Origin of the sequence: Mangrovimicrobium sediminis (genome assembly GCF_004745945.1) — a bacterium.
GTDB lineage: Bacteria > Pseudomonadota > Gammaproteobacteria > Pseudomonadales > Halieaceae > Mangrovimicrobium > Mangrovimicrobium sediminis.
In genome coordinates, this window is sequence record NZ_SRLE01000007.1 from 404,508 (window position 1) to 427,226 (window position 22,719).

The 22,719-nt window shown below is 65.0% G+C and carries 18 protein-coding genes and 1 tRNA gene; 9 read left to right on the forward strand and 10 right to left on the reverse strand.

What is annotated here, in order from left to right:
- Window positions 1-27: 27 nt before the first annotated feature.
- Both E4634_RS11360 and E4634_RS11365 read right to left on the reverse strand, forming a co-directional pair.
- Complete coding sequence (locus E4634_RS11360) at window positions 28-651, reverse strand: nuclear transport factor 2 family protein (RefSeq protein ID WP_135443934.1); 624 nt, start codon at window positions 649-651, stop codon at window positions 28-30.
- Between the two features lie 57 nt (window positions 652-708).
- Complete coding sequence (locus E4634_RS11365) at window positions 709-2,112, reverse strand: MFS transporter (RefSeq protein WP_135443935.1); 1,404 nt, start codon at window positions 2,110-2,112, stop codon at window positions 709-711.
- Window positions 2,113-2,325: 213 nt separating this feature from the next.
- Here E4634_RS11365 and E4634_RS11370 point away from each other — a divergent pair, with 213 nt between their 5' ends.
- The 3 genes from E4634_RS11370 (at window position 2,326) to E4634_RS11380 (ending at window position 5,061) form a co-directional block, all read left to right on the forward strand.
- Window positions 2,326-3,267 (forward strand): LLM class F420-dependent oxidoreductase, encoded by a 942-nt coding sequence (locus E4634_RS11370; protein WP_135443937.1) that lies wholly within the window; start codon window positions 2,326-2,328, stop codon window positions 3,265-3,267.
- A 55-nt stretch (window positions 3,268-3,322) separates the two neighbouring features.
- A complete protein-coding gene (locus E4634_RS11375; protein ID WP_135443939.1) occupies window positions 3,323-4,081 on the forward strand; it encodes an SDR family NAD(P)-dependent oxidoreductase in 759 nt (252 codons plus the stop codon).
- Between the two features lie 89 nt (window positions 4,082-4,170).
- Window positions 4,171-5,061 carry an MBL fold metallo-hydrolase gene (locus E4634_RS11380; RefSeq protein ID WP_135443941.1) on the forward strand — a complete coding sequence of 297 codons (891 nt, stop codon included), beginning with the start codon at window positions 4,171-4,173 and terminating at the stop codon, window positions 5,059-5,061.
- On the opposite strand, the gene E4634_RS11385 is transcribed toward E4634_RS11380, so the two are convergent.
- Window positions 5,013-6,281, reverse strand: coding sequence for an MFS transporter (locus E4634_RS11385; RefSeq protein WP_206046863.1), 1,269 nt, complete (start codon window positions 6,279-6,281; stop codon window positions 5,013-5,015). The genes E4634_RS11380 and E4634_RS11385 overlap by 49 nt on opposite strands.
- Before the next feature lie 258 nt (window positions 6,282-6,539).
- On the opposite strand from E4634_RS11385, the gene E4634_RS11390 reads away from it, so the two are divergent.
- Complete coding sequence (locus E4634_RS11390) at window positions 6,540-7,349, forward strand: hypothetical protein (protein WP_135443943.1); 810 nt, start codon at window positions 6,540-6,542, stop codon at window positions 7,347-7,349.
- A gap of 63 nt (window positions 7,350-7,412) precedes the next feature.
- On the opposite strand, the gene E4634_RS11395 is transcribed toward E4634_RS11390, so the two are convergent.
- Window positions 7,413-8,234, reverse strand: a complete 822-nt coding sequence (locus tag E4634_RS11395) for an NAD-dependent protein deacetylase (protein WP_135443944.1) — start codon at window positions 8,232-8,234, stop codon at window positions 7,413-7,415.
- Window positions 8,235-8,527: 293 nt separating this feature from the next.
- Between E4634_RS11395 and E4634_RS11400 the strand changes: the two genes are divergently transcribed.
- Window positions 8,528-9,421 (forward strand): TIGR01777 family oxidoreductase, encoded by an 894-nt coding sequence (locus E4634_RS11400; RefSeq protein ID WP_135443946.1) that lies wholly within the window; start codon window positions 8,528-8,530, stop codon window positions 9,419-9,421.
- Here the strand turns inward: E4634_RS11400 and E4634_RS11405 are convergent.
- Window positions 9,418-10,383, reverse strand: coding sequence for a YbgA family protein (locus E4634_RS11405; protein WP_135443948.1), 966 nt, complete (start codon window positions 10,381-10,383; stop codon window positions 9,418-9,420). The genes E4634_RS11400 and E4634_RS11405 overlap by 4 nt on opposite strands.
- A 165-nt stretch (window positions 10,384-10,548) precedes the next feature.
- Between E4634_RS11405 and E4634_RS11410 the strand changes: the two genes are divergently transcribed.
- A complete protein-coding gene (locus E4634_RS11410) occupies window positions 10,549-11,004 on the forward strand; it encodes an LEA/WHy family protein (RefSeq protein ID WP_135443950.1) in 456 nt (151 codons plus the stop codon).
- A 24-nt stretch (window positions 11,005-11,028) separates the two neighbouring features.
- Here the strand turns inward: E4634_RS11410 and E4634_RS11415 are convergent, their stop codons facing one another.
- Together E4634_RS11415 and E4634_RS11420 are read right to left on the reverse strand one after the other, a co-directional pair.
- Complete coding sequence (locus E4634_RS11415; protein ID WP_135443952.1) at window positions 11,029-12,381, reverse strand: sodium-dependent transporter; 1,353 nt, start codon at window positions 12,379-12,381, stop codon at window positions 11,029-11,031.
- 63 nt (window positions 12,382-12,444) lie between these two features.
- A complete protein-coding gene (locus E4634_RS11420) occupies window positions 12,445-15,414 on the reverse strand; it encodes an AsmA family protein (RefSeq protein ID WP_135443954.1) in 2,970 nt (989 codons plus the stop codon).
- 181 nt (window positions 15,415-15,595) lie between these two features.
- Here E4634_RS11420 and E4634_RS11425 point away from each other — a divergent pair.
- Window positions 15,596-15,683, forward strand: a tRNA-Leu gene (locus E4634_RS11425).
- A gap of 36 nt (window positions 15,684-15,719) precedes the next feature.
- On the opposite strand, the gene E4634_RS11430 is transcribed toward E4634_RS11425, so the two are convergent.
- Window positions 15,720-16,352, reverse strand: coding sequence for a hypothetical protein (locus E4634_RS11430; protein ID WP_135443956.1), 633 nt, complete (start codon window positions 16,350-16,352; stop codon window positions 15,720-15,722).
- Between the two features lie 335 nt (window positions 16,353-16,687).
- On the reverse strand, window positions 16,688-17,662 hold the full coding sequence (locus E4634_RS11435; protein WP_135443957.1) for a diguanylate cyclase: 975 nt from the start codon (window positions 17,660-17,662) through the stop codon (window positions 16,688-16,690).
- Window positions 17,663-17,942: 280 nt separating this feature from the next.
- Here E4634_RS11435 and E4634_RS11440 point away from each other — a divergent pair, with 280 nt between their 5' ends.
- Window positions 17,943-21,482 carry a hybrid sensor histidine kinase/response regulator gene (locus E4634_RS11440; protein WP_135443959.1) on the forward strand — a complete coding sequence of 1,180 codons (3,540 nt, stop codon included), beginning with the start codon at window positions 17,943-17,945 and terminating at the stop codon, window positions 21,480-21,482.
- 24 nt (window positions 21,483-21,506) lie between these two features.
- On the opposite strand, the gene E4634_RS11445 is transcribed toward E4634_RS11440, so the two are convergent.
- The gene (locus E4634_RS11445) at window positions 21,507-21,917 is read right to left on the reverse strand and encodes a DUF1330 domain-containing protein (RefSeq protein WP_135443960.1); all 411 of its coding nucleotides are present in this window, start codon (window positions 21,915-21,917) and stop codon (window positions 21,507-21,509) included.
- A gap of 215 nt (window positions 21,918-22,132) precedes the next feature.
- Between E4634_RS11445 and E4634_RS11450 the strand changes: the two genes are divergently transcribed.
- Complete coding sequence (locus E4634_RS11450; protein WP_240725156.1) at window positions 22,133-22,717, forward strand: dUTP diphosphatase; 585 nt, start codon at window positions 22,133-22,135, stop codon at window positions 22,715-22,717.
- Window positions 22,718-22,719: the final 2 nt, after the last annotated feature.

Here is a 22,719-nt window from a genome sequence, read left to right on the forward strand (position 1 = left end):
CAGGGTATTCGTGCTGACGCCGGATCGCTAGCAGTCGGCGGCGCGCACGGTCTTGTGGCGGATCGGGCAGCGCTTTTTCTCTTCCTGTTTTTCTTCTTCGATTTCTTCCTGCGCAGCTGGAGCAGCGGTCGATGCGGCGGCCGCCGGTGCGACGGCGGTAGCGGCCGGCATCTGCGTTTCGCCGCTGCGGATGCTGTCTACGACGCTGTCGACCAGCGCATTGGGAACCGGCACGCTCAGGTTGTACTGCGCAATCTTCCAACCAGAGGCAGTGTTGACCAGCACCCCGGAGCCGCGGCATTCGCCGAGGCTGTCGTTGTCCAGCATCTCGTCGAACCATGCTATATCGCCATCGGCGGCGACACTTACCCGGCGCTCGCGCGGACGGTAGGTCCAGCCGCGTCCGCGGGAGAAGTTGTCGTGGACAAAGCTGCGAAACGCTTCGCCCTGCCAGCGCTCGCTGCCGTCGGTGCCGAGAAATACCGCTTGTTCCGTCATCAGCCCCAGATAGCGTTCTTCGTCTGCCTCGGCGGCGGCGCCGTGGAAGGCGTCCAGCGTGGCGGCCACCGCCTGTTCCGGGTCGGCGCTGGCGGGTAGGGCCAGCAGCAGGGCGAGCAGCAGGGAGGCGAGGGGGGCAAGGTAGTTTTTCACGAGTCGGTCCGCTGGTGGATGTCGGCGACTATGGTAGACCGCGGGAGGGGCGCTACGCTACCGGGGCGTAGCGCGCTGGCCTCGCCCGGCGAACCACAGGGCCGCCAGCAGGGGCAGGCCGAAGGCGGCAAAACTCCAGGCGACGATATCCGCACCCAGCGCCGCGCTCATCTGCGGGTGCTGGGCGAGCATGTAGGCGGGCAGGGCGTTGCCCAGCATGCAGCCCACCATGCGATAGGTATTGAAGATTCCCATGGCCAGCGCCTGCACCTCGCGCGGAGCCGCCAGCAGGCTGGCGCGCTGGGAGATTACCTGGGCGGCGGCGCTGGCGGCGCCGATGCACAACATGGCCAGCACGAAGCCCGGCCGGTTGCTCAGGCCGAGCAGCGCGGCGTAGCCGAATACCACCAGCAGGCCGGTCAGCGCTCGCGGCAGGCGGTCGCCGCGGCCGTCGATGTAATTGCCGGACAGCGGGCTCGCCAGCATCATCGCGAAAGTGTAGCTGGCGAGGTAGACGCCCAGTTCCGTGGGCGTCAGTCCCAAGGAGATCGTCACCCAGGCGGGCAGCATGAACATCAGGGAGAAAGTGATCGCCGCCGCGAACAGCGCCACCAGGGTGCCCATGTTGAAGGCGAAGTTGTTGATGCGCGCGAACTGCCCGCGCGATTCAGGCGAACGCAGTACCGCGGTGACGACCAGTGCGCTGGTGATTACCCAGGCCAGCGTCGGCCACAGCAGTGACTGCTCGAGAACGAATGCCTGCAACATCACGGCGAAGGGCACGAAGGGCAGGCCCAGGGTACTGAGGCTGGAAACCCGCACCCGGCTTTCGTCGTCCCTGGGTACGTAAAAGAACACCAGCAGCAGCGCCACCAGCCCCAGCGGCACGCTGCACCAGAACAACGCCGGCCATTCCAGGTAGTGGATCACCAGCCCGCCCAGCGGAAACGCCAGTGCGCTGCTGCCGAGCATGGCAGAACCCAGCAGGCCCAGGTAGGCGCCGATCTTCGCCTCGGGGACGATGCGGTGGACCAGGGTTGCCGCGTTGGCGGTGATGGTGCCGGAGAACAGTGCCTGGATCACGCGCCAGAACACCAGGTGGTCGAAGTCCTCGACGAAGCCCGCGGCAATACTCGCCGCGCAAAACCCGAGGATGGCCAGCAGGAACACCCGGCGCCGGCCGAGCAAGTCGCCGAGTGCACCGGCCAGTGGTTGCGCAGCGGCGGTCGCGGCGAGGTAGTACATCACCAGCACGGACACCAGCGCGTAGGGCATGTCGAAGGCGCGCGCCAGCTCCGGGTAGGCGGTGACGATCAGGGTGCTGTTGATCGCGTTCAGGCAGGCGCCGGTGGCCACCGCGGCGAAAGCCATCAACACGGTGCGCCGGGTTTTGCTGCCGAGGGGAGTGTCGATTTCGTCGCGCTCGCTTGTTTGCTCGCGAGCGCCTGGGCTATCCTGCATATATAAAATACGGTTTCATAATAAGGGTGGCGTTGCTATACTGCGGCGCTCTCCGGTTGGGTGCGAACACCGGCCGAGCCACGTTGATCTGCGGCACCGGTCACGCGGGACTTGCCGTCCCAGGAGCCTTTTACACGGGCCTGTTGCGGAGACCTGTCAGGACGGGCCATCACGACGGGCCATCATAACGGGCCATCACGAGGACCTATAATAATGAAAATTGGTATCACATGTGGCGGTATCGGCGCCTACGCCAGCGGCGAGTTCCTGCACCTGTCGGCGCGCGCGGCGGAGGAGGTCGGTTTCAACGCCTACTGGATGCCCGATCACGTGGTGCTGTTCGCCGACTACCCGGAATCGCGCTACGCCTACGCCAACGGCTCCGGGCAGGCCAAACCACAGCAGGACGAAGCCGCAGCCCTGAAGTTCGGCGAGGAAAACCCGATCCCCGACCCGCACTCGGAGTTCGTCGACCCGGTCGCCGCCATGGCCTGGGTGGCGGCGGCCACGCAGCGCATCGAGGTGGGCAGCAATGTGCTGATCCTGCCCCAGCGCAACCCGGTGGTGCTGGCCAAGTCCCTGGCCAGCATCGACAGCTTCAGTGGCGGGCGCGTTGTGCTCGGCGCGGGTATCGGCTGGGCGCGGGAGGAATACGCCGCGGTGGGTGCCCCGTGGCAGCAGCGCGGCAGGCGCGCGGACGAATACATCGGCGCCCTGCGTGCCCTGTGGGGCGAGGGCGGCGCCGACTTCGAGGGCGAGACCGTGCAGCTGCGCGGCGCCTACGCCTACCCCAAGCCGGCGCGTCCTGGCGGTATCCCCATTCTTATCGGCGGCGAAAGTGAAGCGGCCCTGCGCCGTGTGGCGCGCGCCGGCGATGGCTGGCTGCCTTTCAACTTGCCGGTGGAAGAAGCGGCGCAGACCATCGACCACCTCAAAGCCATGACCCGCGAACAGGGGCGCGACCCGGAGCAACTGCGCATCGTGAAGATCATCTTCAGCAACGCGGAACTGGATGACCTCAAGCGCTACCGCGAGGCCGGTGTCACCGAGTTCAACCTCGCCAGCAACGGCGAGTTGCCGCTGGAAAAAGCCGGTATCGAGGAAGTGATGGCGGAATTCGCCGAACGATTTGTCGAACCGCTGCGCCGCCTGTGAGGGTAGACTCACCCGACGGCCGTTAACCATTCAACGATAACAGGAGCGACCGAGAATGAGCCAGCTTGAGGGGAAAGTCGCGCTGGTGACCGGCGCCGGCACCGGCATCGGTCGCGGCATCGCCGAGGCGTTCGCCGCCGCGGGTGCGCAGGTGGTGATTGCCGCGCGGCGCGAGGGGCCGCTGCGTGAGGTAAGCGAGGCCAGCGGCGGGCGTATCGGCTATGTGCTGATGGACCTGGTCGACGCGCAACAACGGCAGCGGGCGCTGGAGATGGTACAGGAGCGGCACGGACGCATGGATATCCTGGTGAACAACGCCGCGTACCAGTTGTGGCAGCCCTTCGCAGACACCAGTGAGCAGCAGATCGAGGACCTGTTCTACACCAACGTCACCTCGACCACGCGCTTTATTCGCGAGGCACTGCCGTACCTCGAAGCCAGCGGCGGCAACATCGTAAACATCTCGTCGACTGCCAGCCGCTACATCGGTGTGCCCTCGGAGATGCTCTCGGTGTACAGCGCCTCCAAGGCGGCGCTCAACCAGCTCACCCGGGCGCTGGCCCCGGAGTTCGGTCCGCGTGGCGTGCGTATCAACGCAGTGGCGCCGGGCCTGACCGTGGGTGAGTATTCGATGGATGCGCTGACCGCGGTGCCCGGCAGGCTCGAGGCGCTGGTCGAACGTACCTCGCTGGGCCGTGTCGGCCAGCCCGCCGATATCGCCCGGGTGGTGTTGTTCCTAGCCAGCGAGCAGGCGGGCTGGGTCACGGGGCAAGTGCTGGATGCGAGCGGCGGCTGGCAGATTGCCGCGGGGTGAGTGACGCTCGCTTTTATTCGCAGCGACCGCCGCCAGCGTTATGACGGTCTTGAAAACGCGGTGTTTGCGCGCGACGAGGGGGAGAGGGCATGGGCAATACACTGAGCTTTGGTGACGCGGAAATCTTCCAGGTCCCCGAGACTTCCTGGAAAATGCCGGTGGCCATGTTCGGCGCCAGCGACGCCCAGCTTGAGCGGCACCGGCACTGGCTGCAGCCCACCTACCTCGATGCGCACGGTGAGTGGGACAACATCGTGCAGAGCTGGGTCCTGGTAGTGGATGGTAGGGTGATTGTCGTCGACCCCTGCACCGGCAACGGCCGCCACTTCCCCGATTACCCGCCGGCGCACATGCTCGATACACCTTATATCGAGCGCTTTGCCGCCACCGGCATCCGCCCGGAGCAGGTGGATTACGTGTTCTGCACCCACCTGCACATGGACCACTGCGGCTGGAACACGCAACTGGTCGATGGCCGCTACGTGCCGACCTTTCCCAACGCGAAATACGTGATGGTGCAGCGCGAGTTCGAGCGCTGGGACCCGCGTCGCGCCGGCCACGTGGCGGTGAGCGCCAACGCTGGGACTTTCGAGAACAGCGTGTTGCCGGTGCTCGAGGCCGGCCTGGCGCAGATTGTGCCTGATACGTTTCGCATCAGCGCCAGCCTGGATGTCGCCCCGGCCTGGGGTCATACCGCCGGCCACTCGCTGCTGCACCTGGACAGTGCCGCGCACGAAGCCTACTTCGTCGGCGATGCCTTCCACCATCCGCTTGAGTTGCTCTACCCGGAACTGGACGCCGGCACCTGCGAGGATTTCAGCGCAACTCTCGCCACCCGGCGCCGCTTGATCGAGACCTGCCTGGCCAGCGACGCGCTACTGGTGCCGGCGCACTTTCCCTGCCCGTTCGGCGTGACCCTGCAGCGCGATGCTCAGGGCGAGCTGTCTTTCACGCCCTGTGCCGCGGACCAGTCTGGGTAGGGCCCCAGCCCCACCAGCAGGAAACCGCCGAGCAGCGCGCCGGGAATGCCCGCCAGCAGGAACGGCGCGTAACCACCGTAGGCGTCGTGCACCGCGCCCACCAGCAGCGGGCCGAGACCGGCGCCGAGGGCGATCAGGCTGGACATCACGCCGAAGATCTTGCCGAAGTGGCGCATACCCGCGTAGCGACTGGTGAGGTAGGCGCAGATCTGGATCTTGCAGCCGCTGGCGTAGCCGATAAGCGCGATGGCGAACAACAGCAGCGCGCTGTCGGCGCTGGCGCGCAGCAGCGCGAACAGGGCAACAGCCAGCGCCGACATGGTCGCCGCCGCCACCCAGCCGGCGTCGACGCGATCCATCAAATAGCCGGTGAGCAGTTTGCCGACGATGCCCGCGACTCCGGCCAGGCTGGCGAGGTAAGCGGCCTTTTCGCGGTCCACCCCGCGCTCGGCCAGTATCGGCACCTGGTGCACGATGACGCCGATGGTCAGAATCAGTATCACTAAAGTGGCGATGCCGATGCGGATCAACGCCGTACTGCGCAGCGCCTCGCGCGGCGTCAGCCCGCGCAGGTCCAGAGAGGGTGCGCTGGTGTCGCCCGGTGCGCGGGCGCGCCGCTCGCGGTCGCGCGCGTCGTACAGGCACAGGATGGCCAGCAGCAGGGCAGGGAATCCCCAGCCGAGTCCGAGTGCGACCCAGGCGGTGCGCCAGCCGAACTCGGCGATGAGCCACTGGGTCAGCGGCGGCGCCAGGATCTGCGCCACTGCGGTACCGGAGAGCGTCACCGCCAGCGCCAGGCCGCGGCCGGCGGAGAACACGCTGGAAATCGCCGCGGTCCACACCGTGGCTTTCACACCCAGCGCGACCAGTGCATAGAAAGTCCACAGCGCGTACCACTGCGCCTCGCTGCCATCGGCGAAGGCGAATACGCACAGGGACAGCGCTTTCAGAATCAGCCCGGGAATTGCCAGCCGCCGCGTACCCCAGCGGTCGATCATGGCACCGACAATCGGCGCCAGCGGCACGGTGAGCAGTGCGGAAATTGTCAGCCCCGCGGTGATCACGGCGCGGCCCCAGCCGAACTCCGCCTGCAGCGGTTCGATGAATAGGCCGATGGAATAGGTCGCCACGGAGTGAAAGGAAAAGCCGACCGCGGTGGTGAGTGCGAGGGCCCAGTAAAGCCGCCACTCGTGGGCGGCGGTGTGTTGCGCGGTCATCATGCGGCGGCTCTGTTCCTTGGCTTTATTGTGTTATTTGCCATGTGCACCCATATCGTTCCACGAGACAAGCCACTCGTTCGGGCCGGGTTGGTCTCGTTGAATAATGTGTAGTCGGGAGAATTGGATGTCCCACAATTGTAATTGCGACTCCTTTATCTGCAAAATGCGATAAATGTGTTCGATGAAATGATCCCACTCAAACCTGCCAGAGAGTCGGTTTCGGATCGAGCCACCTGTTTTTGCCAGGGAGGAATGAAAATGAAATGGATGTCCAAGGTATTGAGATGCGCTGTCGCTGCTGCGCTCCCCGTGGTTATGTCCGCATGTAGAATCCAGATAGATGTTCCTGCCGGAGGTCGGATAGAGGCAGAGTCCGGGGAACTGGCTGTTTCTTGTCCGGAGGGGGGCCGTTGTTTGTTAAATGTAAACGCCCCTGACTTCAATCAGACCCTGATTGCAGTTCCCAACGAGGGTTATGAGTTTGTCGGGTGGGCCAAAGGGGAAAAGCATTTGTTCGGCGGAAGCACGGGGCCTGCGACACTTGATGCCTCTCTTGCGACAGGCAATGCATTGCTCGAAGGAATTGTCGGCTCGGATGAAGTGTATTATCTGCGCCCAGTATTTGCGCTGGAAGACTTTAACGTGAGTCCAGATGGACTTCCGATAATTTACCAAATCGATTGTTCAGACTGCGTTGGCCCAGAACTTCTCGACTGGCCAGTGTCCTTGGAAATTGCTCGTGATTACAACGTGTGGTTTGACGTCTACCAGTACCCCGGGGTGTTCACTCTTGCCACCTTTGTGATGTACGCAACCGAGTCCGACTATCAAATCGTAAATATCAAAGCGTACGCCGAAAACGACGAAGAAATCGCAGAATTTTCTGGTTTGGTCGATGGCCAGGTTATTCGTCAGAATGAACCAGTTATTTTTGCGCTCCGGTCAAAAGCACCTTCGGTAACATTAAGTTCACTCAACGTGTACTTCGAATTCGGAGTGGCGGGCACTGGCGCAACCTTCAGAGTGACAGTTCCGGTTGGGGTGGGGGACCGATGCCCTGTTTGTTAGTGTAAACATAGCGATGAACTACGGAACGCCGTAGGCGTTGCCTGCACGTAGAGCGTGGACGTGTTACAGGGTCGCGAAGCGAGCCAACAGCGCCGTCGCCGGGCCAATAATTTTCAGGTCGGCGATGTCGTCAGCGCGGGTTTTGCCGGGGTTGAGCAGGGCGATGGGCTTGTTCCACTCCCGCGCCTTGCGACAGAAACGGTAACCGGAATAGACCTGGAGTGAACTGCCGATCACCAGCAGCGCATCCGCGCGCTGCAGGGCGGCCAGGCTGGAATCCACACGCGCCCGCGGCACGTTGCCGCCGAAAAACACCACGTCGGGCATCAGCGTGCCGGCGCAGCGCGCGCAGTCCGGCACCTTGAACAGCGCCAGTGCGGTGTCGTCATCGGGCAACTCGCTGTCACCGTCCGGGCGCGCTGCAGCGCGGGCCGGGGCGGGCGCGTTGTTCGCTTCCAGCCAGCCCTGCAGGGCGTCGCGTTCATCCAGTGCGCCGCAGCCCAGGCAGCGCACGCGGTCGACCCGGCCGTGCAGGTCGATCACACGCCGGCTGCCTGCGCGCTGGTGCAGACGGTCGACGTTCTGGGTGATCAGCAGTTCAATGCGGCCGTCGTGTTCCAGCGCGGCCAGGGCGCGGTGTGCCGCGTTTGGCTGCGCATCGCGCACGGCGGGCCAGCCGCCCAGCGAGCGGGACCAGTAGCGCTTGCGCGTCAGTTCGCTGTCGATGAACGCCTGGTGCTGGATGGGCGTGCGGTACAGCCAGCGCCCCTGGTCGTCGCGGTAGGTGGGAATGCCCGACTCCGCGCTGATACCGGCGCCGGTGAGGACCACCAGGCGCGGGTGGCGCTGGAGGAAACCGGTGAGCGTCTGTTCTGGCGAGTTCATCAGGCGAGTATACGCAAGGCCGCGCGTGGCGGCTCTCTTCGGCGGCGCTCTCTGGACGCGCTTTCCGGCAGGGCTCTGCAGCGGCGCGAATCGGCAGGTGCTGGAGTTGGCTCTCCGTGAGTCGGGGGCGCTCCTGCCTCTACACTTAATACCGGCCGTCCCCGGGTTTTGATCCGCGTCGCTGGCACTGCGTATAGTGGTACAGGCGCCGTTCGTAAGTTGCCGCGGGCACGTTTTCGGAATGTACCGCAGGCGCGACTGAATTTTGTGCCACCCAGATAAGGAGAAACGTCATGCGAATCCTGGTTACCGGCGGCACCGGCTTCATCGGCCAGTCCCTGCTCCCCGCCCTGCGCGAGCGCGCCGGCGAACTGGTCCTCCTGAGCCGCCGGTCGCGTCCCGATGAACCGGGCCTGCGCTTCGTGCGCCGGCTCGACGATATTGACGACGCCACCCATTTCGATGCGGTCATCAACCTCGCCGGCGCGTCGCTGGCAGGAAGGCGCTGGAGCCAGGGCTACAAGCGCGAGATGGTCGCCAGCCGGGTGGGCACGACCCGCGAGTTGGTGGCGCTGTTCAAGCGCCTGCCGCAACCGCCGGCGGTGCTGCTCTCCGGTAGTGCGGTGGGATATTACGGCCACCGTGGTGACGAGATCCTGGACGAGAGCTCGCCCCCCGGCGAGGATGGATTCGCCCGCGACCTGTGCATGGACTGGGAGGGGGCGGCCGTGGAGGCGCAGGCACTGGGCACGCGGGTCTGCCTGATGCGCCTGGGTGTGGTGCTGGACAACGGCGGCGGCGCTTTCGAGCAGATGGCGCGCTCCTTCAACTTCGGCTTCGGCTCCTGGATCGGCAGCGGCGAGCAATGGTTGAGCTGGATACACCGCGCCGACGCTGTGGCGGCCATGCTCTGGCTACTGGACCACCCGGAACTGGACGGCCCGTTCAATCTCACCGCCCCGCAACCGGTGACCAGCCGCGAGTTCTGCCGGGTGCTCTCGGACTACAAGCGCACCTTGTTGGACATGCCCCTGCCGGCGCCGGTAGCGCGCCTGCTGCTGGGCGAGATGGCCGACGAGCTGCTGATTCACGGCCAGCGCGTTGTGCCATCGGCACTCGAGGCCAGCGGGTTTGCCTTTTCCCTGCCCGACCTGCCCACGGCGCTGGCGTCGATCTGCGCGGACTAGACCACGTTGCGCAACTGCAGCTCGTCCGGGTAGGGCTCCAGGAACGCCTGCTGTGCGATATAGGCGTTGGGGTTGTTGGCGAAGTGGTGTTGCAGCATGGTGATCGGCACTATCAAGGGCACCAGCCCGGTGCGGTAGTTGTCGATCAGTGCTTTCAGGCGCTGGCGCTCCTCGCTGCTGATCTGCTTCTTCAGGTAGCCCGAGAGGTGGTAGAGCACATTGCTGTGGCTGCGCCGGGTGGCGCGGTGACGCAGCGCGTCCATCAGGGTGGCGATGAATTCCTCACCCAGTTCGTCCGCGTCGCGCTTGCCGGCGCCCGCCAGCATCGGCCCAAGTGTTTTGTACGCGGGTACGTGGTGGGCCATGACTAGGTATTTGTAACGGCTGTAGAAGTCCACCAGCCGGCCCGCGGTCAGGCCCTGCGCCTTTAACTGCTTCCACTCGTGGTAGGTGCAGGCGCGGGTGACGAAACTCTCGCGCAGGCCGGGGTCATTCAGGCGGCCGTCGTCCTCCAGCGGGAGCAGTGGGTCCGCCTGCGCCAGCGCCGCGGCAAAGATGCCCTGGGCGTCGTAGGCGACGAGGTTGCCCTTGTCGTTGAAGCGCTTGACGCGCTCAAAGCCGCAACTGGGGCTGCCCTTCACCAGGATATAGCCACAGGCGTCCGGGGTGCTGTCCAGGAAGCGGCGCGCGCAGTCGGCGATGGCGGCGGTGTGGTCGTGCTCGTGGGTATCCACATCGAGTACGCGCAGCGCGTCCACGTCGCCCACCAGGTGGATCGGCGGGCGCGGCACGCCCAGCCCGGCACCCATCTCCGGGCAGAACGGGCGCACCTCGAACTGCTCGCCAAGCTGGCGAACGTAGGGGTTGGGGGCCTTGCTCTGCCCGTTGTAGCGCACCTCGTTGCCGGCCAGGCAGGAGCCTATGCCGAGCAGGGGTTTAGTGGCGGTTTGCGGATTCGACATGGGTACAAGCTACCTTCGCGGCTGGGTTGAGGCAAGTCTGGATACGCTGGCCTTCGGCAGGGGGATCACGCCTGTGCGGCGCCGCGACGCCATCACCGCGAGCAGCTAGAATAGGGGCGACCCGCGAGGGGCGTTCCTTCAGACCCGCAACCCTGGAACCCAGCCATGCCAGCCATCTTCCGCCTCTTCCTGTTGACCTGCCTCGTGTACCTGGCCGGTTGCTCCACCCTGATGTCCGAGGTGGACCCGCCCAAAGTGAGCCTGGAGAGTTTCCGCGCCCTGCCGGCGGACGGTGGTGCGCCGCGCTTCGAGATTCGCCTGCGCATTGCCAACCCGAACAAGGAGGCGCTGGATATCGCCGGCATCGCCTATGCGGTGAAAGTGCTGGATCGCGAGTTGATTGCCGGGGTGACCAACCAGGTCCCGCGCATCGAGGGCTATACCGAGGAGACGGTCACCATTGAGGCGGGCCTGCAGTTGATCGAAATGCTGCGCCTGCTCGCGGGCCTCGGCATGGAGGCCAGCGACACCCTCGACTACAGCCTGTCCGCGAAAATCGACTTCAAGGGCTTTGTGCCCACCCAGCGCATCGAGGAAACCGGCAGCCTGACCCTGCGCTGAGCGGGCGAACGCGGCGCGCCGCGTTCAGCCCAGCACCGACTGGGCAAAGATGGCCAGGATGACCGCGGGACAGACCACGCGCACGTACCAGGGCCAGATCTTCCAGAACAGGCCGTGCTCGGCACCCGGATGGCCGCGCTGTAGTTCCATCAGCAGGCTGTTGCGGTTCAGGACCCAGCCTGCGTACAGGCACAGCACGATGCCGAGCAGCGGCTGGGCGTAGCGTGTGGTGACGGTGATGACCAGGCCGAACAACTGGCCGAAGTCCAGCAGGATCACCGTGCTTATCGCGGCGATGGCACCGCCGATCAATACCACCCCCTTGCGTCGCGACAGGCCGTGTTCCTCGATGGCATAGGCCACCGGCACCTCGAGCATGGAGATCGAGGAGGTGAGGGCGGCGATGCTCATCAGGAAGAAGAACACCACGCTCACTACCATGCCGGGCAGACCCATGGTGGCGAACAGTTCGGGCAGCACGGTGAAGATCAGCGTGTCCTCGGACAACAGGGCCCCGTTGGCGGCGAAGATTTCCACGCCGTTGTGCAGCGCGACGTACATGGCCGGTAGCACCAGGAAACCGGCGAGCACTGCGATGCCAATATCCACCAGCGTCACCAGGCCGCCGAGTACCGGCAGGTTCTCCTTGTCGGACACATAGGAGCCGTAGATGAGCATGGTGCCGACGCCCAGGGACAGCGAGAAGAAGGCCGCGCCCAGTGCGGCGATGATCAGCCCGGGGGTCAGGGCGGCGGAGAAGTCCGGCAGCAGGTAGACCTTGAGGCCCTCCAGCGCGCCGTCCAGGGTGAGCACGTAGATGGCCAGCACCACCAGGGTAAACAGCAACGAGGGCATGAGCCGCGCCGACCAGCGCTCGATGCCCTCGCGCACGCCCTCCGAGATGATGCCGATGGTCAGGGCCATGAACAGCAACATGAAGACCAGGTTGCGCGCCAGGCCGAAGCCGGTCAACCAGTCGGCCACGGCATCGAGCCCAAGCAGTTCGGCGATGGCCGCGAGGCAGAAGGCGATCATCCAGCCGGCGACGATTGCATAGAAGCTGAGAATGAGACTGGCCACCACCAGTCCGATGATGCCGGTGCCGCGGCCCAGCCCGGACAACAGCCGGTTGGGGGAGAGTCCACCGAGGGCGCGCGCGGCGTTGGCGTGGGCGTGGCGGCCGATGATCAGCTCCGCCATCAGCGCCGGGTAGGCGAGGCCGAAGGCCAGCACCAGGTATACCAGCAGGAAGGCGGCGCCGCCGTTACTCGCGGCCTGGGTCGGAAACCCCCAGATATTACCCAGGCCGACCGCGGAACCGGCCGCGGCCATGACGAATCCGAAACGTGAAGAGAATTCTCCGCGTGCACCGGCCATGTGTTTCCCCCAACCCTGCGAATGGCCCGCAGTGTAGCATGCGTGCCGGCGGCGGAGGCGGAATTACTGGCCGGTCACGCAGGGACGTGTGGCGCTGGTGTTGGACTCCGCGCCGAACAGTTTGCGCGCCATGCGCGGCACCAGGGTGAGGAATTCGGCGGTGGCATCGAAGGCCGCGGCGATCGGCGAGACGGTGACCTGGGGTTTGGCGAAGTCGCCGCGCAGGCGCACCGCGGAGGGAATCTGCAGGGATCGCGACTTGGACAGCGGGGTAAATTTCACGTCCATTTTTTCCTGCGGGAAGTCCAGTTTTGCAGTGCCCGTGGCGACCATCTTGGTGGTCTCGATGTACAGGTCGTCCGCCGTCGCCACGCCCTTTGCCAGCTTGAACTGGGCCAGGGTGCAGTCGATGTGGGTGGCATTCTCCAGCGCCGCGCCGGAGTAGAACCAGGCCAGCAGGTCGGTGGCAAGTACGTCATAGGCGGCGCCCTCGATCTCCGCATCCTCCAGGGCGAGGGCCAGACTGCCGTCCATGTTGCGCAACAGCGATTCGACATTCATCCCCTGTGCGCTGAGACCGCCGCGCAGGTTGGCGCGGCCGGTGACCTGAAAATCGATACCCAGGTCGCGGGTCAGCGTGCTCAGCGGTATAGACAGCGCCTCCACGGCGAGACTGGCAAAGGGTGGGCTGCTGTTGAGGTCGATAATCCCGCGCACCTCGGCGGGCGACTCGTCGTAGGCGATGGACAGCCGGCGCAGGGTATAGCGGGCCTGCTCGCCGGTGAGTTGCAGGTGCAGGCTCTGGATATTGGTGTTCTCGCCGACGATGCCATCGATATCGACGCTGATATCGGTGGCGTAGCGTGGCGGGTTTTGCAGGTGATGCTCCAGGCGCTCGGCGAAGCTCGGCCCCTCGAACTGTTCCGCCGGTCGATAGCCGTCTGTCGCCTGCACTTCTGCCTGCAGGCCGAGGTCCTTCAGCCGCACCCTCGGACTGCGCAGCGCCAGGGTGAGTGATTGCAGTTTGTCCTGCTCGAACGTGAGTTTGCCCTGGGCATTGATGTGGGTCTGGCCCACGCGGACGTCGCCCGCCAGCGCCAGCGCGTCGGCCGCGCTGCTCAGGTGCAACTGCCCGTCGCCGGCCTGCAGACGCATGCCGGTTGCAGCCTCGACCCGCTGCGGATCGTGCAGCTTGATATCCAGGTCCATGCTGAGCGTGGCCGGCGTCGCGAGGTCCGGCACGCGGCCCTCGGCGCGGGCGTTGAGGCCGGCGCCGGCCAGCGCCAGTGCCAGGTCGTCGAGGCGGAAACGCTGCTTTTCCTGTACCAACTGTGCTGAGCCGGTGAGCTTGCCCAGGGCGGGGAACTGCTGACCTACCAGCGGCGACAGGCCGGCGACATCTTCGGCGAGCAATTGCAGTTGCGCACGCAGGCCCTGCAGGGGTTGATCCTGCCGCGGGTAGACCGTGCCCGCCTGCGGCGTGGCGCGCAGCACGAGGCCCGGCGCGCTGGCGCTGAACTGGCCCTGGCCTACCTGCAGGGCTCGATCGTCGCCGCTGAGCCTGACCCGCCCGCTGAGCGCAAATCCGGCGGGAACATCCTCCGCACCGAAACGCGCCAGGTGGGCGGTGTCCGGTGTTTGCAGTTGCACCAGCAGGTCGATGCCCTGCAGGCGTGTGGGAGTCTCTTCTGCGAACCCGGTGATGGCCGCCACATTGCCGGACAGACGCATGGATACGTCGTCCGGCCGGCCCAGTTCCACCACCAGGTTGCCCAGGCTGATATCGCCCCCGGCCACCGGCCTCGCCAGCTTGCCGCGGGCGCGGAACGGCCCGGCTTCGAAGGGCAGTTCGCCGGTCCAGGGCGCGAGTACCGCGAGGTTCGGTCCCGCGATATTCACCGCGACCTGGTTGTGTGCTGCGCTGGTCTCGTCGGCCCTCAGGCGGCCGCTGACATTCACGCTGAGCCCGCTGTCACTGCGCGTACGCAACAGGAAGTGGTCGATCACCGGTTGGCGCAGGGAGCCGCTGATGCGCGCACTGGCGTCGGCGCTACCCAGCGGTGAGAGGTCCATGTCAATCCAGTCGACCAACATGGCCATGGATTCGACGGAGCCCTCGGCGTCCAGAGATAGCTTGCTGCCACTACCGCGATGGAACTCCAGTTCGCCGCTGGCGTGCACCCGGTAGCGGGGCCGATTGTCCAGGGTGAAGTTCGCGTCGGAGAGCTGGAACCCCTGGGTGTCGCCGCGCATCCGCGCCGCCACCACGAGGTGTCCGCGCAGGGCCTGGTGGACGCCAAAGCCGCGCAGGAAATCGGAGACCTCGGTGTAGTCGCCCTGCAATTCCATGTCGTAGGTGAAATCATCCTCGCCGCCGCGCAATTCTCCGGCGAGGTGAACGCGGCTGTCGCTGGCCGGGGCGCTCGCCGTGACATCGATATCCAGACCGGTGAACTGCCGTCCGCTGCGTACCGCGGCGATGTTCGCGGCCAGGGCCAGCGGCTCGCCGTCATATTGTGCGGATGCGCCGAGGCGGTAGTGATCGTGATCGCTGCGCGATCCGGCAATCCCCTGCAGCGGAAACACCAGGGTTTCCTCCGCGGTGGTGACGACGTGTAACTGCCCGACCTCCAGCGTGCGCGGCAGCCAGCCGGCATAGCCCAGCCACTCCCGCGGTTGCGGGTTGCTGGTGCTGTCGCGGTCGGAGACGTAGACGATGACCTGCTCTGCGCGCAGTGCCGTGTTGTCGAGATCGCCCAGGTACAGGTCCGTGGCGTCGATATCGCCACTGAACCCGAGCACGCTCAGGAACGGCGGGCCGTCCTCCGCTTTGGGGTAGAGGTGGATTTCACGCGCGGAGACCTCCCCCTCGAGCGGACGCAGCACCGGGTCTACCAGTACCAGGCGCAGGTCGGTGAAGGTGTCCACCGCCCAGTCGGCCAGCCACAGCAGCGTGCGCTCCGAGCGCATCGCCAGCAGCGGCGCCAGCAGCAGGCACAGCAGCAGTAGCAGCACGATGACCAGCTTGCGCATTCGGTGGTTTCCGGGGGATCGACCCGCCCGAGTGTAGCACGGGGCAGGGCGGCTGCCGTGGCCCCGGGGGGCGAATCGATGTGGTATGATGCCGCCGCTTCGCCGACCTTGTTGCGGCGCTCACCGCGCCTGCCCGGACGGTGAAACTGGCAGCCACAGGAGACTGAAACGCTCCTTCGACGCGACGGTGGTGAAATCGGTAAACACAGGGGACTTAAACTCCCCCGGCTGTAATGGCCTTGCGGGTTCAAGTCCCGCCCGTCGCACCAGCTTCGAGAGCGTGGCCGGGGGAGGGCGTCCCTGGGTTAGCGAGTGCCCCGGTACTGCCCACTGGTTACCCGGCGACCACCCAGCCAGAGCAGCAGCCCGGCCAGGGCGAGAAAGTTCCAGGGGCCGAAGATCGGCACAGCCTGAAATGGTTGGGGTGTCACGAAACCGCTTGCAAACACGCGAATCCGGAACTCGTCAGAACAGGGATAGTCCAGCGGTGGCGGGCACGAGAACTCGCCGGCATAGCCACTCGGCACGGGTGGCCCATTGGTAGTGGCCAGTTGCACCCGTCCACCGGCATTGGTCAACGGTGACCGAAAACTCAATTCAACGATTCCAACGCCCTGCCCGATAGCGTCCTGGGCAGCGTCGTCGATGTAGACAATTTCGGGGTCAGGTGCGAGCACAATACGGGTCGAAACCCGATCGTAGAGGAAACCGGACACTGTCGTTTCGACGCCGCCCACAATTTCTGCCACACCGGGGCTGGTAGTCACATCGATATCGCTGTAGGTGTTGGTATCGGCGTCGAACACGAAAGAGCCCTCCACCCGGGCACCATCTTCGAACGTCACGTCCTGAAGGTACCATTTGACGGGTGCAGCCTCAGCAGCCACTGACAACATCGCGGTCAGGAGCGCGAGGGCAAAACTGGACGGGTTCTTCATGGTTGGGGGCTCTTCGGAGTGGCTTGTTGTGGCTGTATCATCGCCTATCGACGGCTTTCGTAAAAGAACCTGGCGGCGGTTTGGACCGCATACTTGCCGATGTCGAGGAAGTAGCTGGCAATCTGCGAGATTGATTGCAGGGTGGTTGCCTGTTTGCGTGATGGCGAGCAACTTTCCGGTAAAGTAGGTGGGTACCGGATTCTTGCGTCTGGATCTGCAGTGATTCGGGGGGTCGGTTAACTTAAAATCTCCCGGCTTTACGGCTGTGCCGGTTCGATTCCGGCTCCGGGCACCACCTGACAATCCAGCCCCAACCAGCCGCCTGATCCTTTAGCTCAAAGCGCCCCCTGCAGCGCCGGATGATCCGGATACACCTTGGCCAGGCTGTAGCAATTCCTGCCGTTCTGCTTGGCCTCGTACAGCGCCGCGTCTGCACGATTGACCAGGCTCTCCGAGGTATCCCCCGGCACCTGGCAGGCCACGCCGATGCTCACCGTCACCTTGGGCATCGCGCTTTCAATGGTTGCACCCCTGGAAATTTTTTCCGGCGCAGAGAAGCGCATGTTGATCTTGCGCGCAATCAGCTCGCCGCCCTCGAGGTCGGTCTCCGGCAGGATCAGCGCGAACTCCTCGCCGCCGTAGCGGCAGACCAGGTCGGTGGGGCGCCGGGCGGTCAGCTGCAGGGTGCGCGCGACAATCGCCAGGCAATCGTCGCCGACACCGTGGCCGTAGTCGTCATTGATACGCTTGAAATGGTCGATATCCAGCATCAGCAGGGTGAGGGTGTGCTTGTGGCGCACGTGGTGCTTTATCTGCGCGCGCAGCTGCTCCTCGAAATGCCGCCGGTTGTAGAGTCCGGTCAGCGCGTCCTTGTAGGCGAGGCTGGTGAGGTATTCCTGTTGCAGGCTGAGGGTCAGCTGGTGCTTGATCCGGTTGAGCAAGGTAGTGTCGCAAAACGGCTTCTGGATGAAATCGTTGCAGCCCGCGTCCCAGCATTCCTGCTGCGTCTCGGGGTCGTCCGATGAGGTCATGAAGATGATCGGGATGGGCAGCCCGAATTTCTCCGAGCGCAGCAGTTCACATAGTTGTACGCCGGAGAGTCCGTGGGGGCCGAGCCCGATATCCAGGAGGATGAGGTCCGGCGCCTCCTGTTCAATCGCGCGCATGGCTTCCAGCGAATCACTGGCCAGCAGCACCTGGTAGTGCTTTTCCAGCAGCATCGCAAGCATGGTCTGGGTGGGGAGGGTGTCCTCCACGACCAGTATTTTCGCCCTGCGGCGCTCTTCCCTGTGAATGAAAGGGGATAGCATCCGGCTCCTCCTGCTGGTGTCGCGCTGAGCTCTTTATAGTCTTCAACTGAAGCGACTATCGACTCGTCGGCAGAAATCTTTAGCTGTTCCAGCGCTAAAAAAGTGCAGCTTTGTGATGTGCCGCGATTGGCGTGGCTTCGCGCCCGGCGCGGCTCAGCCGGGGTATTCACTTTGACGAATCGGCAGTCACGGCTTGTTGCGGCCAGAGCAAGGCGTATGCTCGGCTCAAGCTTTCTCGCGGTCGGCCGATAGCCACTGGGTACCCCTGGAGACATCGCGCATGGACGGATTGAGAGCGTCATCGGAATCCTCCGGCCAGAATCGCGTGTTGCTGGCTGCGGTGTTCCTGTTGTTCGTCTGTTTTGGCGCGGTCTACCTGATCGAGCGCCACGTGGTGAGCAACGCCCTGCAGGAAGCCACCCGCGAGCGCATTGACCTGCTGCGCCAGCGCCTGCTCACCCGCCTGGAGGTGGAGCGCAGCGCCGTGCAGTTCCTGTCGCGGGTGCCGCCGGTGTCCGGAATCTACCGCGCCACCCAGTCCGGTGGTGTCGACCCGCTGGATGGCACCACGACGCAACAGTGGAAGCAGCGCCTGGAAAAAATCTTCACCGCCTATATCGGTGAGCATCCGGAAATCGCCCAGATTCGCTATATCGGCGTCGCCGACGGCGGGCGCGAGCTGGTGCGTGTAGACCGCAAACAGGGTCTCCTGGGGGCGGTGGGCCAGGCCCGGTTACAGCGCAAGGGCGAGACCAAGTATTTTCGTGAAATCGTCAGCCTCAATCCCAGCGAGACCTACGTCAGCCACATCGAACTGAACCGGGAATACGGCAAGCTCGACTACCCCGAGTGGCCGACCTACCGGGTCGCCAGGGGCTACTACGACGAGAGCGACCAACTGTTCGGGTTCATTATCGTCAACTACCGGGCCGCTGAATTGTTCAAGCTGTTGCAGACCGGCCAGGAGGGCGAGGTGAACCTGCTGCTCAACGACCGGGGCGACTTCCTGCTGCATCCGGATCCTGTCGTGGCCTTCGCCTTCGAGCGCGGTGAGGCGCTGCCCTGGGATGCCTACTATCGCGCGCCGGTGCCCGCCGCCGGGCGTGGCTGGCAGTCGGTCACCGGCCCGACCGGGCGTGTGGATAATGTCCTCGCCGCCAGCATTCCGCTGATGGGCGGCAGTGTCCCGAATGCCATACGCCTGGTGCTGGGTGTCGACGATACCTTCCTGCAGCAGCGCATCATGCGCGGTACCGCCAAGATGGGCACACTGCTCGCCGTGGTTATCGGCGTTCTGATGTCGGTTATCTATTCCCAGCGCCGTGCCCACCAGGCGCTGGTGCAGACCGGCCGCGCGGAACGCCGCTACGAGTCGACGCTGGATTACACGCCGGTAGCCCTGGTCTGGCTGGACCAATATCTCGATGTGCAGTTCGCCAACCGCACCGCGCGGCAATTGTTTGTCGGCGTTACCCCTGGCGAGAAGCTCTCACTCAAGCTGTTTCCCGAAGCGACCCGCCGGTGGGGCGCGCAGGCCTGCCAGGGCACGCTGGAGGACGGCAGGACGCGCCAGCAGGACTCGTGGTATCACGCCAGTGACGGCGAGGAGTGCTTCGGCCGGATTGTGGTCGCCCCCATCTGGGAAGTGGGTGCAGAGCCCGCCGGCGTGATCGTGATCGTCGAGGACCAGACTGGCTTGAAGCACGCGGAGCAGCGCCTGTCCGAGGTCAACCAGGGCCTGGAACAGGAGGTGGAAACCCGTACGCGGGCGCTGCTGGAGGCGGTCGAGGACGCCCAGGCAGCCACCCGCGCCAAGGGGCGCTTCCTGGCGACCATGAGCCACGAGATCCGCACTCCCCTGCACGCGGTGTTCGGGATGCTCGGGTTGATGCGCCGCGAGTCCCTGAGCAGTTCCCAGGCGGAACACCTGGATATCGCGGAGAACAGCCTGCGCGGGCTGTCCGGCCTGCTCAACGATATCCTGGATTTTTCCCGGCTGGAGGAGGGCAAGCTGGACGTCGCGGCGATCGAATACGAGGTCGAGAGGGTGTTTCACGCCTGCGTGCAGGCCCAGGCCGTGGCAGCACGCGCCAGGGGCCTGGAGCTGTTGGTCGACCTGGTGGCGCTGGGCCAGACGCAACTGGTCGGCGACCCGAATCGCATTCGCCAGATACTCAATAATCTGCTCAGCAACGCGATCAAATTCACCCATTCGGGCAGGGTGGTGGTGGCCGCGAGCATCGAGCCCGGCGAGGCGGCGGGGACCTGCGAGCTGTATTTCAGCGTGCGCGATACCGGTATCGGCATCGGTAGCGACAAGCTCGAAGCGATCTTCGGCCAGTTCACCCAGGCCGACGAGGGCACTGCGCGCGAATTCGGCGGCACGGGGCTTGGGCTTTCGATCTGCCGGCAACTGTGCGAGCTCATGCACGGGGAGATCCTGGTGAACAGCAAGGAGGGCGAGGGCAGTACCTTCACGGTGCGCCTGCCGCAGGTGTTGGCGGAGCATGCGCAGGACAGCCTTGCGGCCCCCGATCTGGGCGGCAGGCAGGCACTGGTCGCTCTCGATAACCTCGAACTGACACACATTTTCAGCAAGACGCTCAAGGCCTGGGGCGCGAGCTGCCTTGCCATCGAGGACGACGTTCTCGGTGGCCAGTTGGCTGTGGGCTCAGGCAGCCAGCCCTTCGACCTGCTCGTGGTCCCGGAGTCCGCCTGGCGGCGGGATCGCCTGCTGCTGGATGACTACCGCGCTCACTGGGATGCGGTGCGGCGTCCTGTCCTGCTGGTGGTGGAAGACCCGCTCGGCGGGGCGCAAGCGGATGACACCGCGTTTGACGAGCGCACAGCGCTGCTGGCGATGCCGGCGTCCTCGCGTTCGATCAAGGTCGCGCTCGGCCTCATGCAGCGCGAAGGGCGTGGCACCGCGGCGCGCGTCGATCCGGCTTCTGATGCCGGCCACGGGCTGCAGCTGGAGGGGGCCAATATCCTGGTAGTAGACGACCACTATGCCAATCGCGAGGTGCTGCGCTGCATCATTGTGAGCAGCGGGGCGAGGATTATAGAGGCCAAGAACGGGCTGGATGCCATCTCGGCCATGCAGCAGGCGCCCCTCGATGCACCGATACACCTGGTACTCATGGATTGCCACATGCCGGTGATGGACGGGTACCAGGCCACCGAACGCATTCGCTCGGGTGCGGCGGGCCACCGCTACCTCAAAGTCCCGATCATTGCGCTGACGGCGGCGGCGATGAAAGGCGAGCGCGAGCGCTGCCTGGCACTGGGCATGAGCGATTACCTGAGCAAGCCGTTCGAGATATCCCAACTCGAGGCGCTGGTGCGCGACTGGCTGGCGGATTTCGTCGCCGCAGCCGACCTCGAGCCGATCGAAGGGGAGCAGTCGGCCCGGCAAGACTCCCGTGTCGACCTACCCCGCGACACGGCCGGGCCGACCCCCCACCTCACCCCGTCCGAACAGGTCTGGGATCGCGAGGGCGCACTGCGGCGTATGGGCAACCGGGAGGACGTGCTGCAGCAGGTGCTGCGTACCTTTGCCCGCACGGCCCCGGACATGTGGTCCCAGCTGCGCGCGCACCTGGCAATTGGCGACCGCACACAGTTCCGCGAGGTTGCCCATGGCTTCAAGGGCATTGCGTTGAATGTGGGGGCGACGGATATCGCTGAAATCGCCCGTCACCTGGAGCGCAATGCCGACAAGGCCGAGGACCACGAACTCGCCGCCGTGGTCACCGACCTCGAGGTCGCGGTGGAACGCTTCCTGGATATTGCCTGCACGCCCGATTCGAACACGGGCTGAGGCCGCCGTACACTGCGACGGCAGTCAGCCTGTGGCAGGCGGCTGGCGGTGGTAGGTCTCGTGGGTCGCGAGTATCACATGCCGCTCCAGTCCGTTGAGGCGATGATGGTTGCCCTGTGCGTATTCGCTGGAATCCACCATGTCGAGGAAGGCGGTCGGCGAGGGGTAGCGCACCAGCACGGCGTAGTCCCATTCGCCGTCGGCGCAGCAGCCGAACGCAGTACCGCGTACCTTGCCGGCCCATATCACGGTTCCCCCGCGGGACTTGATCAGCGGCATGGTGAGGGCGCTGTAGCGCACATAGGCATCCCAGCCGGTGCCATTGCCGTCGATGGAAGCGGCGCGAAAGCGCAGCAGGTTGAGCATGGTGACGGGGGCTTCGGGATCGAGGTGCTCCACCGCGTCCCGTTGTAACCTGTCTTCGTTGGGCTGCATGCGATCTCCCTTCTGCCTGCTGTCCAGCCAAGTAATTCCAGTATAGAAGATACGCGCCCTGCGGCTAGCCGGCTCAATCGAATGCGGTTTGCGGCGTGGTAGCGCGCTTCCTTTGTCCGCCGGGCGGCTGCTATCCTTCGCTCTTTGCCCCCAACACGAGAAGCGAGGCTCCCTTGAAGCAGGCCCTGGTCAACATGTTAACAATGCAGGACCGGATGAATTCCCGGGTCCACCCCCAGTGGATAGAGCAGCACTTTGCCTGGTATCGCGCCGCCTGGATCGAATGCGGGGAGCTTATCGACCACTACGGCTTCAAGTGGTGGAAGAAGCAGGCACCGGACATGGAGCAGGTGCGCCTGGAGGTCATCGATATCTGGCACTTCGGCCTGTCGGCGCTGTTCGTCGAGGGCAAGTCGATCGACGCCATCGCCGAGGAAATCGTCGCGCAACTGGAGGCGCACCAGCCGTCGGGGCTCGACGTGCGCGAGGCCACCGAGGCGCTCGCCCTGCACGCCCTGCAGACCCGCGGTTTCAGCCCGGCGCTGTTCCACGACCTGATGCTCGCCGCGGAGCTGGACTTCGACGGCCTGTACCGCGCCTACGTGGGCAAGAACGTGCTGAACTTCTTCCGCCAGGACCACGGCTACAAGGAAGGCACTTACATCAAGAACTGGGCCGGGCGCGAGGACAACGAGCACCTGGTGGAATTGCAGGCCACTCTCGACGCCACGGCACCGGACTTCGCCGACAACGTCTATGCAGCCCTGGCGCAGCGCTACGGCGAGGCGCTCGCGGGCTGACG

Bases quoted from the DNA above. Each gene is read 5' to 3' on its own strand.
- E4634_RS11365 (WP_135443935.1), bottom strand. From the start codon at position 2,112: ATGCAGGATAGCCCAGGCGCTCGCGAGCAAACAAGCGAGCGCGACGAA.
- E4634_RS11370 (WP_135443937.1), top strand. From the start codon at position 2,326: ATGAAAATTGGTATCACATGTGGCGGTATCGGCGCCTACGCCAGCGGC.
- E4634_RS11375 (WP_135443939.1), top strand. From the start codon at position 3,323: ATGAGCCAGCTTGAGGGGAAAGTCGCGCTGGTGACCGGCGCCGGCACC.
- E4634_RS11380 (WP_135443941.1), top strand. From the start codon at position 4,171: ATGGGCAATACACTGAGCTTTGGTGACGCGGAAATCTTCCAGGTCCCC.
- E4634_RS11385 (WP_206046863.1), bottom strand. From the start codon at position 6,281: ATGATGACCGCGCAACACACCGCCGCCCACGAGTGGCGGCTTTACTGG.
- E4634_RS11390 (WP_135443943.1), top strand. From the start codon at position 6,540: ATGAAATGGATGTCCAAGGTATTGAGATGCGCTGTCGCTGCTGCGCTC.
- E4634_RS11395 (WP_135443944.1), bottom strand. From the start codon at position 8,234: ATGAACTCGCCAGAACAGACGCTCACCGGTTTCCTCCAGCGCCACCCG.
- E4634_RS11400 (WP_135443946.1), top strand. From the start codon at position 8,528: ATGCGAATCCTGGTTACCGGCGGCACCGGCTTCATCGGCCAGTCCCTG.
- E4634_RS11405 (WP_135443948.1), bottom strand. From the start codon at position 10,383: ATGTCGAATCCGCAAACCGCCACTAAACCCCTGCTCGGCATAGGCTCC.
- E4634_RS11410 (WP_135443950.1), top strand. From the start codon at position 10,549: ATGCCAGCCATCTTCCGCCTCTTCCTGTTGACCTGCCTCGTGTACCTG.
- E4634_RS11415 (WP_135443952.1), bottom strand. From the start codon at position 12,381: ATGGCCGGTGCACGCGGAGAATTCTCTTCACGTTTCGGATTCGTCATG.
- E4634_RS11420 (WP_135443954.1), bottom strand. From the start codon at position 15,414: ATGCGCAAGCTGGTCATCGTGCTGCTACTGCTGCTGTGCCTGCTGCTG.
- E4634_RS11430 (WP_135443956.1), bottom strand. From the start codon at position 16,352: ATGAAGAACCCGTCCAGTTTTGCCCTCGCGCTCCTGACCGCGATGTTG.
- E4634_RS11435 (WP_135443957.1), bottom strand. From the start codon at position 17,662: ATGCTATCCCCTTTCATTCACAGGGAAGAGCGCCGCAGGGCGAAAATA.
- E4634_RS11440 (WP_135443959.1), top strand. From the start codon at position 17,943: ATGGACGGATTGAGAGCGTCATCGGAATCCTCCGGCCAGAATCGCGTG.
- E4634_RS11445 (WP_135443960.1), bottom strand. From the start codon at position 21,917: ATGCAGCCCAACGAAGACAGGTTACAACGGGACGCGGTGGAGCACCTC.
- E4634_RS11450 (WP_240725156.1), top strand. From the start codon at position 22,133: ATGAATTCCCGGGTCCACCCCCAGTGGATAGAGCAGCACTTTGCCTGG.